General features: G+C 29.5%; 19 protein-coding genes and 1 pseudogene. 16 read left to right on the top strand and 4 right to left on the bottom strand.

Annotated features, from left to right (window positions below; translation table 11 throughout):
- Positions 1-197 precede the first annotated feature (197 nt).
- On the top strand, positions 198-440 hold the full coding sequence (locus tag RDX53_RS11920) for a hypothetical protein (RefSeq protein ID WP_295573221.1): 243 nt from the start codon (positions 198-200) through the stop codon (positions 438-440).
- Positions 379-807 (top strand): flavodoxin, encoded by a 429-nt coding sequence (locus tag RDX53_RS11915; RefSeq protein WP_307994229.1) that lies wholly within the window; start codon positions 379-381, stop codon positions 805-807. Before RDX53_RS11920 ends, RDX53_RS11915 begins: the two co-directional genes overlap by 62 nt.
- Before the next feature lie 250 nt (positions 808-1,057).
- Here RDX53_RS11915 and RDX53_RS11910 read toward each other — a convergent pair whose 3' ends face one another.
- A complete protein-coding gene (locus RDX53_RS11910) occupies positions 1,058-1,759 on the bottom strand; it encodes a helix-turn-helix transcriptional regulator (protein ID WP_288768843.1) in 702 nt (233 codons plus the stop codon).
- Positions 1,760-1,982: 223 nt separating this feature from the next.
- Between RDX53_RS11910 and RDX53_RS11905 the strand changes: the two genes are divergently transcribed.
- From RDX53_RS11905 to RDX53_RS11880, 6 genes are read left to right on the top strand one after another with little or no spacing between them, the layout of a single operon-like run.
- Entirely contained in the window at positions 1,983-2,726 is a 744-nt protein-coding gene (locus RDX53_RS11905) for a nitrogenase iron protein NifH (RefSeq protein WP_307994228.1), read from the top strand.
- 19 nt (positions 2,727-2,745) lie between these two features.
- Positions 2,746-3,639: a helical backbone metal receptor gene (locus RDX53_RS11900; protein ID WP_307994227.1), complete on the top strand. Its 894-nt coding sequence runs from the start codon at positions 2,746-2,748 to the stop codon at positions 3,637-3,639.
- Position 3,640: 1 nt separating this feature from the next.
- Positions 3,641-4,624, top strand: a complete 984-nt coding sequence (locus tag RDX53_RS11895; RefSeq protein WP_295573206.1) for an iron ABC transporter permease — start codon at positions 3,641-3,643, stop codon at positions 4,622-4,624.
- Positions 4,625-4,626: 2 nt separating this feature from the next.
- Positions 4,627-5,415, top strand: coding sequence for an ABC transporter ATP-binding protein (locus tag RDX53_RS11890; protein WP_307994226.1), 789 nt, complete (start codon positions 4,627-4,629; stop codon positions 5,413-5,415).
- A 17-nt stretch (positions 5,416-5,432) separates the two neighbouring features.
- The gene (locus RDX53_RS11885) at positions 5,433-6,725 is read left to right on the top strand and encodes a nitrogenase component 1 (protein WP_307994225.1); all 1,293 of its coding nucleotides are present in this window, start codon (positions 5,433-5,435) and stop codon (positions 6,723-6,725) included.
- The gene (locus RDX53_RS11880) at positions 6,712-7,938 is read left to right on the top strand and encodes a nitrogenase component 1 (protein ID WP_295677186.1); all 1,227 of its coding nucleotides are present in this window, start codon (positions 6,712-6,714) and stop codon (positions 7,936-7,938) included. The genes RDX53_RS11885 and RDX53_RS11880 overlap by 14 nt, the downstream gene beginning before the upstream one ends.
- Before the next feature lie 91 nt (positions 7,939-8,029).
- On the opposite strand, the gene RDX53_RS11875 is transcribed toward RDX53_RS11880, so the two are convergent.
- Entirely contained in the window at positions 8,030-8,278 is a 249-nt protein-coding gene (locus RDX53_RS11875; protein WP_307994224.1) for a DUF2798 domain-containing protein, read from the bottom strand.
- A gap of 14 nt (positions 8,279-8,292) precedes the next feature.
- Entirely contained in the window at positions 8,293-8,472 is a 180-nt protein-coding gene (locus RDX53_RS11870) for a DUF2798 domain-containing protein (RefSeq protein WP_331607294.1), read from the bottom strand.
- A gap of 61 nt (positions 8,473-8,533) precedes the next feature.
- Here RDX53_RS11870 and RDX53_RS11865 point away from each other — a divergent pair, with 61 nt between their 5' ends.
- From RDX53_RS11865 to RDX53_RS11850, 5 genes are all read left to right on the top strand, one after another.
- A complete protein-coding gene (locus tag RDX53_RS11865; RefSeq protein ID WP_195931062.1) occupies positions 8,534-8,962 on the top strand; it encodes a MarR family winged helix-turn-helix transcriptional regulator in 429 nt (142 codons plus the stop codon).
- Positions 8,963-9,098: 136 nt separating this feature from the next.
- On the top strand, positions 9,099-9,365 hold the full coding sequence (locus RDX53_RS14085; protein WP_330644021.1) for a hypothetical protein: 267 nt from the start codon (positions 9,099-9,101) through the stop codon (positions 9,363-9,365).
- Positions 9,278-9,565 (top strand): PhzF family phenazine biosynthesis protein, encoded by a 288-nt coding sequence (locus RDX53_RS14080; RefSeq protein ID WP_331607291.1) that lies wholly within the window; start codon positions 9,278-9,280, stop codon positions 9,563-9,565. Before RDX53_RS14085 ends, RDX53_RS14080 begins: the two co-directional genes overlap by 88 nt.
- A 231-nt stretch (positions 9,566-9,796) precedes the next feature.
- On the top strand, positions 9,797-10,306 hold the full coding sequence (locus RDX53_RS11855; RefSeq protein ID WP_195931061.1) for a hypothetical protein: 510 nt from the start codon (positions 9,797-9,799) through the stop codon (positions 10,304-10,306).
- Positions 10,307-10,320: 14 nt separating this feature from the next.
- Positions 10,321-11,127, top strand: a complete 807-nt coding sequence (locus tag RDX53_RS11850; RefSeq protein ID WP_307994222.1) for a hypothetical protein — start codon at positions 10,321-10,323, stop codon at positions 11,125-11,127.
- Between the two features lie 112 nt (positions 11,128-11,239).
- Here RDX53_RS11850 and RDX53_RS11845 read toward each other — a convergent pair whose 3' ends face one another.
- Positions 11,240-12,580 (bottom strand): MATE family efflux transporter, encoded by a 1,341-nt coding sequence (locus tag RDX53_RS11845; RefSeq protein ID WP_307994221.1) that lies wholly within the window; start codon positions 12,578-12,580, stop codon positions 11,240-11,242.
- A 460-nt stretch (positions 12,581-13,040) separates the two neighbouring features.
- Between RDX53_RS11845 and pyrB the strand changes: the two genes are divergently transcribed.
- The 3 genes and pseudogenes from pyrB to RDX53_RS11830 form a co-directional block, all read left to right on the top strand.
- Positions 13,041-13,964, top strand: a complete 924-nt coding sequence (gene pyrB, locus RDX53_RS11840) for an aspartate carbamoyltransferase (protein ID WP_195931058.1) — start codon at positions 13,041-13,043, stop codon at positions 13,962-13,964.
- 4 nt (positions 13,965-13,968) lie between these two features.
- Positions 13,969-14,673 carry a dihydroorotate dehydrogenase electron transfer subunit gene (locus RDX53_RS11835; RefSeq protein ID WP_307994220.1) on the top strand — a complete coding sequence of 235 codons (705 nt, stop codon included), beginning with the start codon at positions 13,969-13,971 and terminating at the stop codon, positions 14,671-14,673.
- A pseudogene (locus RDX53_RS11830) lies at positions 14,673-15,230 on the top strand (dihydroorotate dehydrogenase); the annotation flags it as partial. The gene RDX53_RS11835 and the pseudogene RDX53_RS11830, both read left to right, overlap by 1 nt.

Below are 15,230 nucleotides of genomic sequence, written 5' to 3'. Positions count from 1 at the left end.
TCTTCGCTGCAACATAAACATAAAATGTTGCACTTATATTGACAATCTATCATAAGAAATTATACTTATAAAAATAATAAATAATGCTTATAAAAAACTGTTAGAAATTTTAATCATCTCGATTTTCTTTACCATTAAAATTTATATAAATTTATGTGCTACAATAGTTTATAAACTTCAACGAAAGGGTGTATAAGATGGCTTTAGAACCAGATATAGAAAAATTAGCAGAGGAAATAAAAAGTTGTAAAAACATATTAACTGCACTTGGAGATGAGTCTAGACAACATCTTATTATAGCAATGATGCAGGCGTGTAATTGTAATGGGTTGAGAGTTGGGGAAATAACTGAAAGAACAAACCTTAAAAATAGCAAATATGATTGCTACCTCAACAAACGCAGATACTTTCAAGTTAGAGCCAAAAGATGTATATACTGATGAAAATCTCGATTGGTCAAATAGTGATAGTCGTGTAAATAAAGAGCATGATGATGAAAGTCAAAGAAATATAGAACTTGTTTCGACAACAGTGAAAGACTGGGATTCTGATGACACAGTATTTATAGGATATCCAATTTGGTGGGGGATTGCTGCATGGCCAGTAAATGGATTTGTAGAGAAGAATGATTTTTCTGGTAAGAAAGTCATTCCGTTTTGTACTTCATCTTCATCAGGCATAGGTGATAGTGGAAACTTATTATCAAAAATGGCTGGTACAGGTGACTGGAAAGAAGATCAACGATTTAGTTCTAGTGATACTAAATCAAATGTAGAAAGTTGGCTAAAAGAATTGGGATTTAATTAAGTCTACGTTTCATGGATTGTGTAACAACAATTATATGAAAAATATAAACATAACTAAGTTTTATTTCTATAGAAAATTTAGAAATATTATTTCAAATACAACAATAAGTTAAAAATAAAGACTTGTGTAAATTAGCACAAGTCTTTATTTTGTATGAAACGCATAATTTATAATACATTATGACATAAAAATAACTACATAATTAGTCAATATTTTAATAAATATTTTACTCAATATAGAAATCAATCTATTAATAAATATATTGATTTCTATAATCCAAAGGTGTAATCTTATTAAATTTTTTAAATAAACTACTATAATAATTATGGTTGTTATACCCAACCTCCATAGCCACATCTAAGATAGAGTATTCCTTATTTTTTAAAAGCTCCTTACTTCTTTCAATTCTATATGCATTTAAAAATTGTGAAAAAGTTAATCCCATCTCACTCTTAAATAGCCTACAAAAATAGCTTTTATTAATATTTAAATGAGAGCATATATCGTCAATTTTAATATCATTGCTGTAATGTTTACGAATATAAGAAACAGATTCATAAATATATTTACTAAAATTACGAGTATGGTGATCAATTTCTTTTATTATGTACTTTAGTATATTTTCTAAGTGATTAATGCAATGTATCGGTTTAAATGGAATATGGTCATGTTCTAAAGTGGATAGAGTTTTAAAAGGGCCCACAACAAAAAATCCATTATCGCCTCTATATTGGAAAGGTTTAATTATAAAATGTATATTATCATAATTTAAAATTTGATTTGTACATATTTCATTTTTATTAATATCCTTGTAAATTCCCAATTCATCGATAAACACATCAATAGAATAAGAGCTTATATTATGTTTTACATTGAAGCTACTATCAATATACCTTATAGGAATATTGACACAATCATAAAAATCTTTTGATATTTTTTCTAAATTATTCATAATCCCCAACCTGTATAAATTTAATATATAATCCGATATAATTTCCTAAAAAAGGAAAAACATAATCAATATTATAACATAAAATTCTTTGTAAATGATAATGAATATCAATAAAATTGCAAAAAAGGTAAATATATTTAAAGCATTTGAAATTAAAATAATATAGAATTAATAATAGAGAATGATAATTATTATCATAAAAATAAAATGAAAGGTAGAATAAATGAAAAAAATAGCTATATATGGAAAAGATGGAATAGGAAAATCTACAACTACATCAAATTTGTCAGCGGCATTATCCCATTTAGGATATAAAGTCATGCAAATAGGTTGTGATCCAAAAGCAGACTCAACAAAAAATCTTATGAAAGGTGAATTCATAGATACAGTTCTTGATGTCATGAATGAAAAAGGTGACAATTTAGAGCTTTCAGATATAGTATTTGAGGGATATAACGGGGTACTTTGTGTAGAAGCAGGGGGACCTACACCAGGAGTAGGATGTGCCGGTAGAGGAATAATAGCTGCTTTTGAAAAACTAGAAGAGTTAGAGGCATTTGAAGTTTATAAGCCAGACATTGTAATATACGACGTTCTAGGTGATGTTGTATGTGGTGGATTTTCTATGCCAATTAGAAATGGTTATGCAGAAGAAGTATACATAGTTACATCTGGAGAAATGATGTCGATGTATGCTGCTAGCAATATATCTACAGCAGTAAATCAATTTAAAAAGAGAGGGTATGCGTCATTAAAAGGTCTTATTTTAAATGCTAAAAATGTTGAAAATGAAGAAGATTTAGTAAATAACTTAGCACAAGAAATAAATTCACATGTTTTCCACAATGTCCCTAGAAATGGAATAGTACAGGTGGCAGAAAATGAAGGAAAAACAGTAATAGAAAAAGACAGTAATAGTGAAATGGCACAAATATATTTAAATTTAGCTAAAAAAATCATAGCTTAAAAATGTAGGAGAAAAAATCATGAAATTAAAAAAAGTATTATCAGTATTAATGGTTTCAGCAATGTTTTTAACGGGATGCGCAAGCGGTAACTCGGGCAAACAAGAAGAGAAAAAAGCAGAAGAGGAAAAAAGCGTAAAAGTAGTTGCTTGTTCAGTAGCAGCAACTAATGTTTTACATGAATTAGGAGCTGATATAATCGGAATCCCAACAACTCAATTAGATATACCGGAAGATCTAAAAGATTTACCACAAGTAGGACAAGCAATGGCACCAGATTTAGAAAAAGTTGCCTCACTTGAACCAGATGTATTTGTAATGGACAAATCATTTAAAGAGTCAGTAGAAGAAAGTATGAAAGAATATGATATCAATACATTTTATATAGACACAACTACTTATACAAATTTCTTAACTAGTATAGAAGAATTAGGAAAAGAAATAAATAAACAAGAAGAAGCAGAAAAGTTAATAAGTTCTTTAAAAGAAAGTGAAAAAGAAGTTGCTAAAATAAAAGGCGATACAGATGCAACAGTTGCTATATTATTTGGTAGTGGAGAAAACTTCATGTTAGCTACAGAAACTTCTTACTTAGGAGATTTACTTAAAACTGTAGGTGGAACAAATATAGCTACAGAATTAGATGGTTCAGCAAAATCACCATATCTTCAATTTAGTTTAGAGCAAATAGTACAAACAAATCCTGACTATATATTAAGATTTGCTCATGGTAACTTAGAAGAAACTAAAAAAGCTTTTGATGATGCATTCGATAAAAATCCAGCATATGCAGAATTAGATGCAGTAAAAAATAATAAAGTAATAGACCTTGATTCAAACGTATTCAACGTATCAGCAAATTTAAATGTAAGTGAAGCTATAAAAACTTTAGGTGGAATATTATACGGTGAATAATATGAAACTTAATAAAAAAATAATAACATTAACTATGGGCGGTATCGCCCTAGTTTTACTTTTAGTAATACTATCAACAATTGGAAGTGTTAATTTAAGTTTAGGGGAAATATTTAGCGCACTTATCAATAATGATAATAAAATGGTAACGACTATAGTTTATAAAATGAGGTTACCGAGGAATATACTTGCAGCATTAGTTGGAGCTAATTTAGCAGTTTCAGGTCTTTTACTACAGTCGGTTATGAAAAACTCACTGGCAGACCCAGGAATAACAGGTGTTTCAACAGGGGCAAGTGTTATGGCGGTAATAATACTTTTATTATCACCAGCTTACACTAGTATGCTACCTTTTTTTGCATTTATAGGGGGAGCATTAGCGTGTACTCTTGTCTATATCATGGCATGGAAAAACGGACTTCATCCAGGAAGAATAGTCTTATCTGGTGTGGCAATAAACACAATATTAGGTGGAGTAATAAGTTACTTATCAACAATGCACAGTGACAAAATACAAAGTGCAATGCTTTGGCTAAATGGAAGTTTAGCAACTAAAACTTGGGCAGATGTTAATATGCTTATTACATATTCAATAGTAGGCCTAATAATAGCATTATTTTTAATAAGAAGTGCAAATGTACTTCAACTTGGAGATGATGCAGCTAGAAACTTAGGATTTAATGTTAATTTAACTAGATTGGCTATATCAGCCGTTGCAGTATTTTTAGCAGCAACAGCAACAGCAGTAGTAGGTATTATAAGTTTTGTTGGACTTATAGTTCCTCATATAGCTAGGATGCTTATGGGAAGTGATCATAAATATACAATACCATTTAGTATTATATTTGGTGCTATTGTCCTTTTAGTAGCAGATACTTTAGCAAGAACTATTGGAGGGCCTATAGAAATACCAGTTGGTGTAATTATGTCTATAATAGGAGGACCATTTTTCTTATACTTATTAAGACGTAAAGGGAGCTATTAAATATGATAAAAGCAAAAAATTTAAAAGTTGGATACGAACAAAAAATTATAATTGAAGATTTGAGTATAGATATAGAAAAAGGACAAGTAGTTTCTATATTAGGACCAAATGGAAGTGGAAAAAGTACACTTTTAAAGGCTTTATCAAGAATGGTAAAACCTAAAAGTGGTGAAATATATATAGAAAATCAAAAATTAACAGATATAAAAAATAAAAAAATCTCACAAAAGTTATGCTTATTATCACAACATAATACTGTACCAGGTGATATAAGTGTGGAAGATTTAGTTTATTTCGGAAGAATGCCTCATAAAAAATGGTATGAAACAAAATTGAAAGAAGATGAAGAAATAGTAAATTGGGCAATAGAAAATGTAGGGCTTACTAAATATAAAAATACACCAGTAAGTACACTATCTGGAGGAGAAAGACAAAGAGCTCACCTAGCTCAAGCATTATGTCAAAAACCAGAGATACTATTACTAGATGAACCAACTACTTATTTAGATATATCTCATCAATTAGAGTTAATGGAATTAGTCAGAGAAATAAATAAAAATTTAAATATAACAATAATAATGGTACTTCATGATTTAAACCAAGCAAGCAAATATAGTGATAGACTTGTAATCATGAAAAATGGGAATATAGTTGCAGATGGACATCCAAATGAAACTATAAGTCACGATATTATAAGGGATGTATATGGGGTTAAATGTGATATTGACCACGACCCAATAAGTAAAAAGCCTAGAATTCATCCGATAGAAACTATAAAGGCAATTGTATAATATGGAAAGGGAAAATAATGTATACTTTAGATATTTTAAATAGACTTAATGATATTAATGCAGATAAAGATATAAAATCATTATCTCATGCAGTTTTTCCAGGGACTCACTGTCCCTTATTTGGAGTAATTCTTACAGCATCATATATAAAAAATATGGCATTGGTAGTTGTAGGAACAAGCGAATGTACATACTATGCTAAAAACTTTGCTTACCATAGGCAAGAAGGTTTAGATAGCGTGTATTCTGTGGCAATAAAAGAAAGTGATGTTGTTTTTTCAGCTGAAAAGAAAGTTAAAAAAGCAATAAAACAAATAATAGAATTTGAAAATCCAGATGCAATCATGGTAGTTTCAACATGTGTTCCAGAAGTTATAGGGGAGGATTACTCATCACTTTCATATTCTTTAGAAGATGAAGTAGATATACCTGTATTTGTTGTAAATACAGATCACTTTACATGTAACGCACATATACCAGGGATGAGTCGTTCTTTAGCAGTTCTTAGTACAGCTATGAAAAAATTTAAAGACAAAAAAGGTATAAATATACTTGGACATAGACAAAAAAATGTGGAAGAGACAGAACTTATTAAGTTAATGAAAAAACACAATATAACTATAAATGCTGTAATTCCTTCAAAATGTAGCATAGAAGATATACAAAATGCGTCTAAAGCACAATTAAATATAGTAACGGATATGATAGCATTAGATTTAGCAAAATCTATGAAGAAAAAGTTTGATATAGATTATATTTACTTTGATAAGCATATGGATAAAGAAACTATAACTAAAAACTATGCAAAATTAAGTGAAATTTTAGAAGTAGACTTCTTAAGTGACTTAGAAGACGAAATAAAAAGATATGAAGAATTATATAATACTAGCTGTGAAATTTTAAATGGCAAAAAATTAGTTTACGGAAATACTCCTATGATGGCATTTGAAACAGTAGACTTCTTAAGTGACTTAGGATTAGAACCAGTATTTGTTCAAGTTAGAGAATTATATGAACAAGATGTAAAACATAAAGAAAATATATCTAAAAAAGGATTTAATCCATATATAAGTAGGATTGCAAATATTGCCCCTCTTAGAAAATTATATGGTTCAATGGATGGCGATATATACATAGGACATGAAAATCCAATGATATTAAAACAACATGGACTTACACAAATAACACTTGATGACCATGCACAAAAAATAGGTTATGAACTTCCAATTGGTATTATGGAAACCTTAATAAAAATATTATCATTAGAAAAAAATACTAAGAGGGAGGTAATGATGAATGCAAGTATGTAAGTATTTTCCGGTAGCAAGTGACAGAATGGGTATGATTTGGACTATTTCATCTATAGAAGGAGCCTGTATTATAGAATTTGGACCAGCAGGGACTACTCACTTTGCTATAGAAGGAATTGGTTCTTTAAATGGAGAAGAAAAATCAAAAATATATTCAACACATATGGATCAAGGTGATGTTACTTTTGGTAAATATGATAGATTAGAAAATTCTATATTAGAAATAGATGAAAATATAAATCCTAAATATATATTTGTAATGGCATCTTCAGTATCTTCAGTAATAGGAGCTGACGTTGAGAGTGTCTGTTCTACAATGCAAGACAAGGTAAAAGCTAAGTTAATACCTATAACAACAGCAGGTCTTAAATATGATTATACTGTAGGAGTAGAAAACACACTATTACTTCTTATAAATAATGTTGTTAAAAGTAGAGAAGAATTAGGAATCGAAAATGGTCAACAAACTTACAACATAATAGGTTCAAATATAGATAGATATAATTTCTTATCAGATACTAATGAATTGGAAAGAATAATGGATGTTATATTTGATAAAAAAGTAAATACAACTTTCACAGCTTATACAAATATTGATGAAATAGAAAGAGCATCTATGGCATCATTAAATATAGTTACAAGAAAAGAAGGTTTAAAAGCAGCTATGATTATGGATGAAAGATACGGAATTCCATACATATATGCTAATTTATACGGTTTAAAAAATACTATCAAATTTATAGAACAAGTAAAAAATATAACATCATGGGAAGTTAATGAAGAAAATTTAGAAAAAGAAATAGAAAGTGTAAAGAATCATCTATTCTCAGTAAAGAGAAGATTCTATTTCTATGAAAAAAATAAGGATGCCGCTGTATTTGGTGATTATGATACTGTAATAGGTATGAGCGATTTACTAAATGAGTTGGGAATAAATATTGATAGAAAGCAAATCATATACAAAACAGATTGTGAAGATGAGACAATAATAGCAAGTGATGATGAGTTAGATAGAATGAAATATCTAAGAGATACAGAACTACTAATGTTATTAGGTGATGGTGTTACTTTAGATATGAAACATAACTCAAAATTTGATTTACAAATAAGTAATCCGAATTTACATAGAGTGAATATATATCCATCAACTCCTTACATAGGATTTAAAGGATGCTTACTTATGATAGAAAAAATACTTAATATAAAATTATAAAATAAAAATTTGATTTTAATAAAAATAGGAGGAATAACCTCCTATTTTTATTTCTTATTATACTAATATTATTTAATAAAATTCATAAAAATTATGATGCTTTAGATTCTGTTTTTTCAACTGTTGGTGGGAACATTTTGAAGAATATTGCTCTTATTAATGGAGAAACAATTAATAAGTTTAGTGGCATTGCAACTATAACATTTCTCACAATACCTAATCCATAAGCTGCAAAGAAGTGTGGTCCAAATCCAAGGTTTGTAACAACTCCGAATGCAGACATCCAAAGAACCATCCCACAACATGTGAAGAATGACATAACTATTCCTACTTTAGCCATACTGTCGCCTTCTTTTATAAATTTAGGGCGATACGTCCAACTATTTTACCAACTACGAAGATATCTACTATTAATGCGAATACGAATGCAGCAGGGAATCCTAATATAGCATGTAAAAATATATTTGCTGAAAATCCTTCTATAAGTGCTACGTTATAACAACTCATGATATAAACCATAGTTGTACATATCATTAAAATAAATATAAATAATAAATAACAAAATAAATAATCAACGGATAAAAGGAGTAATATTATGCAGACTTATTTAAATGAGAATAATTTAGTTGATTTAATAAGTGATAAACATGCTAAATTAAGAAAAAAGGTAATAGAGGCATGGGTACAAAACGGAGAAGAAAAAATAACAGATACAGAATCGTATATGATTGCTATTATTCATAAAGAGAGCACAACAGTTGCCCAAATAGCTAAGAAGATAGGAATGTCACGCCAAGGAGCACATAAATGTGCCAAGGTGTTAATGGAGAGAGGATATATAAAAATAGAGGAGCATCAAGATAATTCAAGAGATAAATTACTTTGTCTTACCGATAAAGGGAGATACTTTATGGATGAAACTTTACATATAAAAAGAAATATAGAAGAAGAAATAATCAAATCTATAGGTAAAGAAAAGTTTGACATGATGAAGGAAATTTTTAGCTCTTCTTGGTTTAAATAAGTTTAATAAAGTTAAAGATGTAAATGTAAGTACAGTTTCAAAAGCTTTTAAACAGTGCGAACTTAAGGGACTGTTAACTTCTACAATCGGAAGTGGGACTTTCGTTTCTTATGATGCTACAACTAATTCATATATAATGCCGGGGAAAAAGGATTTAGAAATGATAGAAATGGCATCGATATTTCCAGATATGGGTGCGAATGAAGAAATTGTTGAGAAGTTAAAGGAAATATCATTTGAACCCGATGTTGGAAATTTATTTACATATGCAAAACCAGGTGGAGAAATAGACTTATGTGGACATGCTACTTTAGCTTGTGCATATGTAGTAATGAATTATTACATGCAACTGCTTCAGGAACGGATACAGATAGTGTTTCTCGTAGTTTCGCACCAAAATTAAACGTACCAGAAGATCCAGTTTGTGGTTCAGGTCACTGCCACATTGCACCATATTGGATGAATAAATTAAATAAAAATTCAATTGTGGCATATCAAGCATCACCAAGAGGCGGAACACTTTACTGCACAAAAGATGGAGATAGGGTTAAATTAAGCGGAAAGGCAGCCCTATATTCAGAAGCTGATATTAATATAGGGTAATACACTTGAAAAGAGATTATAGACTTATAATAAATTAAAAAGGGATGTATGTGGATAAATAAAAATTTACTCTACAGCATCCTTTTTATAGTGTTTAAATTTTTGAACTTTATAAATGCATATATAAAAATATGTAATATTTTACAAATAGACAATTTTATTACATAAAATATATATTTTGTAATGAAATTATGTATAATAAATGAGGAAAAAATATATGGGAGGTTTATTATGAAAAAATTATTAAGAAAAATTTCTATGGTTGCTTGTAGCCTTGTACTATCTATAACAATGGTTGCAGCAACATCATCTTCATCTTTAGCACTAAATAGTGCAGGGTGGAGTCCGTGGATTGTAAAATCTAAATCTTCAGCTGGAAAGTATTATGGAGATTGGAAAACAGGTGTAAAAGGAAAAGGAGGAAAAGGAGTTAAAATATCCTTAACAAAAGGTTATACTGTAAGCAATACTTTAACAGGAAATATAAAATTAAGTCATTCTAAACTTGATCTAACACTAGGGTATTCAACAACAGAAACTTTTAATAGAACGGCTTCATATTCAATAAGTGCTCCAAAAAAGAATAAAACATACACTATAAAATATAGAAATGTTTACAACAGAACTAAACTAAATCAACAAAGATATTTTATGGTTAATGATAAATTTATGGACACTCAAAACGCAATTGCATATGGAAATAAGTTTAGTCATTTTGAATATAAATGGAGTGTAAATTAATTTAGGTTTTATATATGAAAAAGAGTTATAAAATATTTTTAACAATAATTTCAGTTTTATTATTACCTGGATTAATAACTGGATGCAAGAAGTTAGATTATAATGGGGATGAGAATAATTATAATGTCTATATTTATGGGAAATGGGATAATGATATTTCTGTTTTAAAAAATGAAGATATTATTATTCAGGTTCCTATTTATGATTTTAATCATAAAATTGATGATGATACATCTATAAGTATACAGAATTTTGATGATGGTGAAATATACAATATAGAGTTAAATAATAAGCAAGAATTCCCTGAATTCACAAGTTATACATTACAGTTTAATATGTTATTTAACACTACAGGACGATTTAAATTAGACGATATAGAGGCAGTTATAACTACTGCATCAGATACTTACTCTGCTAATTTAGGAAATTATTCTGTGACAGTATATGATGAAAATTCAGTAAGTGATGATATAGAAATTGTGGGTGGAATCTCTTTAGTAGAAGCTATAAACGAAGAGAATACTTATTCACTAAGTTATACAGTAAAAAATAATTCTAACAATGATATATTGCTAGAAAAAATTAATTTAAATTCTTCGGATAAACTGTCTATAGATTTTGATAGTGTAAATTTATGCCCAAATGAGGAAAGAGATATAGATTTTACTTTGACACTTGATAACTCAGTATCAAATTCAATAATAAAACCATCAATAATAGGAAAATCTAATGGCAAAACAATAGAGACTTTAGGAACTAGTATTCTTGTGGTAGATCCCGTTTCAATAGAGAAATTATATGAATTAATAAATACTAATTAATTATAAAAAATAATTAATTATATAACTTAAAAAAGAAATGTCATATTTAATGGCATTTCTTTTTTTATGCAGATTTAAGGTTTTTTATATTAATAGATATCAAAAATAATAACTAATCATTATTTTTAATAAATACATCATCTTTTTTACAAGTTCTAATAAACATCCACAAACAAACAAGTGCAGCTGCAATTTCAGATACAGGGAAGGTAATCCAAATTCCAGTAAGCCCAATTATTTTATAAAAGAACATAGAGACTGGGATAATTATTATACATTGTCTTACAAGAGAAATTGCCAAGCTGTAAGTTCCTTTTCCAATTGATTCATACATCGCAGATATAATAAACGAAATCGCAGAAAATAAGAAACCAAGGCTCATTATACGAAGTGTTACAACTCCAAGACTCATCATATTTTCTGATGCACTAAACATTGAAAGTAATTGTCTTGGTATAAACATAAACAATAATAAACCAATTAACATAAGCACAACAGAAACAATAAGACTTATCTTCAATGTTTCAATAATTCTACCCCTATCTTTGGCTCCATAATTAAATCCAATAATAGGTCTAATACCTTGAACTAACCCATTTACAGGCATGGTGATAAATGTTTGAAGTCTGTAATAAATACCGTAAATCGAAACGGCAGTATTTGAGAATTTTACTAAAACAGAATTAAGTGCAATTGTAAGAATAGAAGAAATTGAAATCATAAGCGCCGATGGAATTCCAACTGCATATATCTGCTTGATAATGTTCCAATCGAATTTAAACAGTTTTAAATCGATTTTTAATACGCTATCATTTCTGATGAAAAATATAAGTAGTATAAGGAATGATACTATTTGACCAATTACAGTGGCTATTGCGGCTCCAGTAACACCAAGTTTCGGCATTCCAAACCAGCCAAATATAAATATTGGATCTAGAATTATATTTAAGATAGCCCCAATTATTTGTGAAATGGTTGGTAGCAACATTTTTCCTGTTGCTTGAAAAACTTTTTCAAAAGTAAGTTGAAAAAATAATGAGAATGAAAGCAACACTACTATATAAGTGTAACTACATCCATCGGAAAAAATTGCATCATTGTTAGCATAAATTCTGAAAAATGGCTTGATAAATAATAGCCCCAAGATGATAAATAAAACAGAATGTGCAAGAGCTAAAATCATAGAGTGGGTAACAGTATTATTTGCCTCATCAATATTATCAGCCCCTAAATTTCTAGAGATATAAGAATTAATCCCAACACCTACACCGACAGAAACAGCTAATAATATATATTGGATTGGAGCGGCAAGCGATACTGCAGTTAGTGCATTTTCACCGAGTTTTGCGACAAAAATGCTATCGACTATGTTATACATAGATTGCACAAACATAGAGACTATAGGTGGACATCCCATAGTAAAAATTAAAGAAGCAATCGGTTTAGTCCCCATTTGGTTTTGATTTGTTTTTTCCATTTAACGACCCCCTTATTAAATAAATATTTCTTTGAAACATATAAAAGAAATCATAATCAAAAATGAGTATAATTTTATATATGTTATAAAAAAAAGGCTATATATCAGCTCATTTTTGTTCAGAAACGAGAAAATATATAGCCTTTTAGTATTTCTACTAGTTAGCAATTAAATTATATCATATAATATAAGTAGTAATCAATCAAACTAAAATAAAAAGAAATAACTACGTTAAAGTTATTTATAGTTTGTTAAATAGGTATTATTAAAAAGGTACGAAATAATAAAATTTTATATCAACTTTTGGAAATAATGACTTATTTAATTGATAATTTATGGCAATCTATTGACATAAAAATATAAAAATGATAACCTACTAACAGAATACAAATAACTTTTAATTTTAGTCCGGTGAGGCTAAAAAAGGAGGATAAAAATGTTAAAATCAAGAAATTTGGTCCAACCAGAAGACTTTTCAATTAAAGAAATAGATGAAATTTTAGATTTGGCTCAACAAATCATGGCTAATCCTGACAAATATTCTGAAGTTTGTAAGGGAAAATTATTAGCTACATTATTTTATGAACCATCAACTAGAACTAGACTTAGTTTTGAATCAGCGATGAAGAGATTAGGCGGAAATGTTGTAGGATTTTCAGAACCTGGCTCATCATCAGTATCTAAAGGAGAATCATTAGCTGATACAATAAGAACAGTATCTGGATATGTTGATATAATCGCGATGAGACATCCAATCGCAGGCTCAGCATCAGAAGCAATAAAATATGCTGAAGTACCTTTTATCAACGCAGGAGATGGTGGAAATCAACATCCAACTCAAACACTAACAGATTTACTAACAATAAAAACATTAACAGGAAGATTAGATAACCACGTAATAGGACTATGTGGGGATTTAAAATACGGAAGAACAGTACATTCACTTGTAAGAGCAATGAATAGATACAACGACAGCAAATTTGTATTTATAGCTCCAGAACAATTAAGAATGCCTGGATATGTAAAACAACATTTAAAAAATCATGTTTATTATGAAACTGCAAGCTTAGATGATGCAATACCAAGTTTAGATCTTTTATATATGACAAGAATTCAAAAAGAAAGATTTGCAGATTTAGAAGAATATGAATTATTAAAAGACTGTTATAGATTAGATGCAGAAAAAATGAACAAAGCATCAGAAAATATGTTAGTAATGCATCCATTACCAAGAGTAAACGAAATCGCAACAGAAGTAGACGACGACAAAAGAGCAGTATATTTCCAACAAGCTAAGTTTGGAATGTATGTAAGAATGGCTTTAATAATGAAACTTTTAGGGGTAGATGTAGAGGAGTAAAATAATGTACAAAATAATAGAGAACGCATACGTAGGAGAAGATATGTACCAAATGAAGGTACAAGGAGAATTCAAAGGAGAAATGGGTCAGTTTTATATGCTTAGAGCATGGGATATGTATCCAACCCTATCAAGACCCATCAGTATTCACGATATAGACGAAAACAGTATAACTTTTTTATATAAAGTAGTTGGCGAAGGGACAAAAATATTCAGCAGATTAACACCTGGAGACAACATAAAATTAGAAGGACCTTATGGTAGTGGGTACCAAAAGGTAGAAGGTAAAGTTGCATTAGTAGGAGGCGGAATCGGAGTAGCACCTCTATACTTAGTAGCAAAAAATATACCAAATAGTGACGCATATTTAGGTTTTAGAAATGAACCTATATTAATAGATAAATACGAAGAAGTTTGTAACAATGTCAAAACTGCAATAGGAAGCACTTTTGTTACAGATATAATAAACACAGAAGAATACGACTATATATTAACTTGTGGTCCAACACCAATGATGAAGGCATTAATGGACAAAGTTGAAAAAACAAATGCCGAAAAGGGAACAAACACAAGAGTAATGGTATCTCTTGAAAATAGAATGGCATGTGGTATGGGTGCATGTTTAGTATGTACTTGTAAAACTCAAGGCGGAAACAAAAAAACTTGTAAAGACGGTCCAGTATTCTGGGGAGAGGATGTGATTTTTTAATGGCTGATTTAAGTGTAAAATTTAAAGATTTAACTTTTAAAAATCCAATAATAATGGCATCTGGTACCTTTGGATTTGGAAGAGAGTACAACGAGGTTTACGACATATCACAATTAGGTGGAGTAAGTGGTAAGGGGCTTACATTAAATGCAAAACCAGGTAACAACGGAATAAGAGTTTGGGAAACGCCATCAGGAATGATAAACAGTGTAGGACTTGAAAATCCAGGGGTAGAAGGATTTATAGAAAAAGAACTTCCTTTCTTTGAAAAATTAGACCTAATAAGAATTGCTAACGTAGGGGGAGGATGTTTAGAGGACTACATAAAAGGTGTTGAACTTTTAAACGATAAAGACATAGACATAATCGAATTAAATATTTCTTGCCCAAATGTTAAAGCAGGTGGGATGGCATTCGGAATAAAAAGCGAAGTTGCGAGAGAAGTTGTAAGAGAAGTTAGAGCAGTTTGCAAAAAGCCACTAGTAATCAAACTTTCACCAAATGCAGAAGACATAGTAGAAATGGCAAAAGTTTGTGAAGAAGAAGGGGCAGACGGT

The sequence above is a fragment of the uncultured Intestinibacter sp. genome (genome assembly GCF_902468165.1).
Lineage (GTDB): Bacteria > Bacillota > Clostridia > Peptostreptococcales > Peptostreptococcaceae > Intestinibacter.
The sequence above is the reverse complement of the archived record's forward strand: the minus strand, read 5'-3'. Positions and strand labels throughout refer to the sequence as shown.

Coding starts and splice junctions, on each gene's coding strand:
- RDX53_RS11920 (WP_295573221.1), top strand. CDS start 198: ATGGCTTTAGAACCAGATATAGAAAAATTAGCAGAGGAAATAAAAAGT.
- RDX53_RS11915 (WP_307994229.1), top strand. CDS start 379: ATGATTGCTACCTCAACAAACGCAGATACTTTCAAGTTAGAGCCAAAA.
- RDX53_RS11910 (WP_288768843.1), bottom strand. CDS start 1,759: ATGAATAATTTAGAAAAAATATCAAAAGATTTTTATGATTGTGTCAAT.
- RDX53_RS11905 (WP_307994228.1), top strand. CDS start 1,983: ATGAAAAAAATAGCTATATATGGAAAAGATGGAATAGGAAAATCTACA.
- RDX53_RS11900 (WP_307994227.1), top strand. CDS start 2,746: ATGAAATTAAAAAAAGTATTATCAGTATTAATGGTTTCAGCAATGTTT.
- RDX53_RS11895 (WP_295573206.1), top strand. CDS start 3,641: ATGAAACTTAATAAAAAAATAATAACATTAACTATGGGCGGTATCGCC.
- RDX53_RS11890 (WP_307994226.1), top strand. CDS start 4,627: ATGATAAAAGCAAAAAATTTAAAAGTTGGATACGAACAAAAAATTATA.
- RDX53_RS11885 (WP_307994225.1), top strand. CDS start 5,433: ATGTATACTTTAGATATTTTAAATAGACTTAATGATATTAATGCAGAT.
- RDX53_RS11880 (WP_295677186.1), top strand. CDS start 6,712: ATGCAAGTATGTAAGTATTTTCCGGTAGCAAGTGACAGAATGGGTATG.
- RDX53_RS11875 (WP_307994224.1), bottom strand. CDS start 8,278: ATGGCTAAAGTAGGAATAGTTATGTCATTCTTCACATGTTGTGGGATG.
- RDX53_RS11870 (WP_331607294.1), bottom strand. CDS start 8,472: ATGATATGTACAACTATGGTTTATATCATGAGTTGTTATAACGTAGCA.
- RDX53_RS11865 (WP_195931062.1), top strand. CDS start 8,534: ATGCAGACTTATTTAAATGAGAATAATTTAGTTGATTTAATAAGTGAT.
- RDX53_RS14085 (WP_330644021.1), top strand. CDS start 9,099: ATGCCGGGGAAAAAGGATTTAGAAATGATAGAAATGGCATCGATATTT.
- RDX53_RS11855 (WP_195931061.1), top strand. CDS start 9,797: ATGAAAAAATTATTAAGAAAAATTTCTATGGTTGCTTGTAGCCTTGTA.
- RDX53_RS11850 (WP_307994222.1), top strand. CDS start 10,321: ATGAAAAAGAGTTATAAAATATTTTTAACAATAATTTCAGTTTTATTA.
- RDX53_RS11845 (WP_307994221.1), bottom strand. CDS start 12,580: ATGGGGACTAAACCGATTGCTTCTTTAATTTTTACTATGGGATGTCCA.
- pyrB (WP_195931058.1), top strand. CDS start 13,041: ATGTTAAAATCAAGAAATTTGGTCCAACCAGAAGACTTTTCAATTAAA.
- RDX53_RS11835 (WP_307994220.1), top strand. CDS start 13,969: ATGTACAAAATAATAGAGAACGCATACGTAGGAGAAGATATGTACCAA.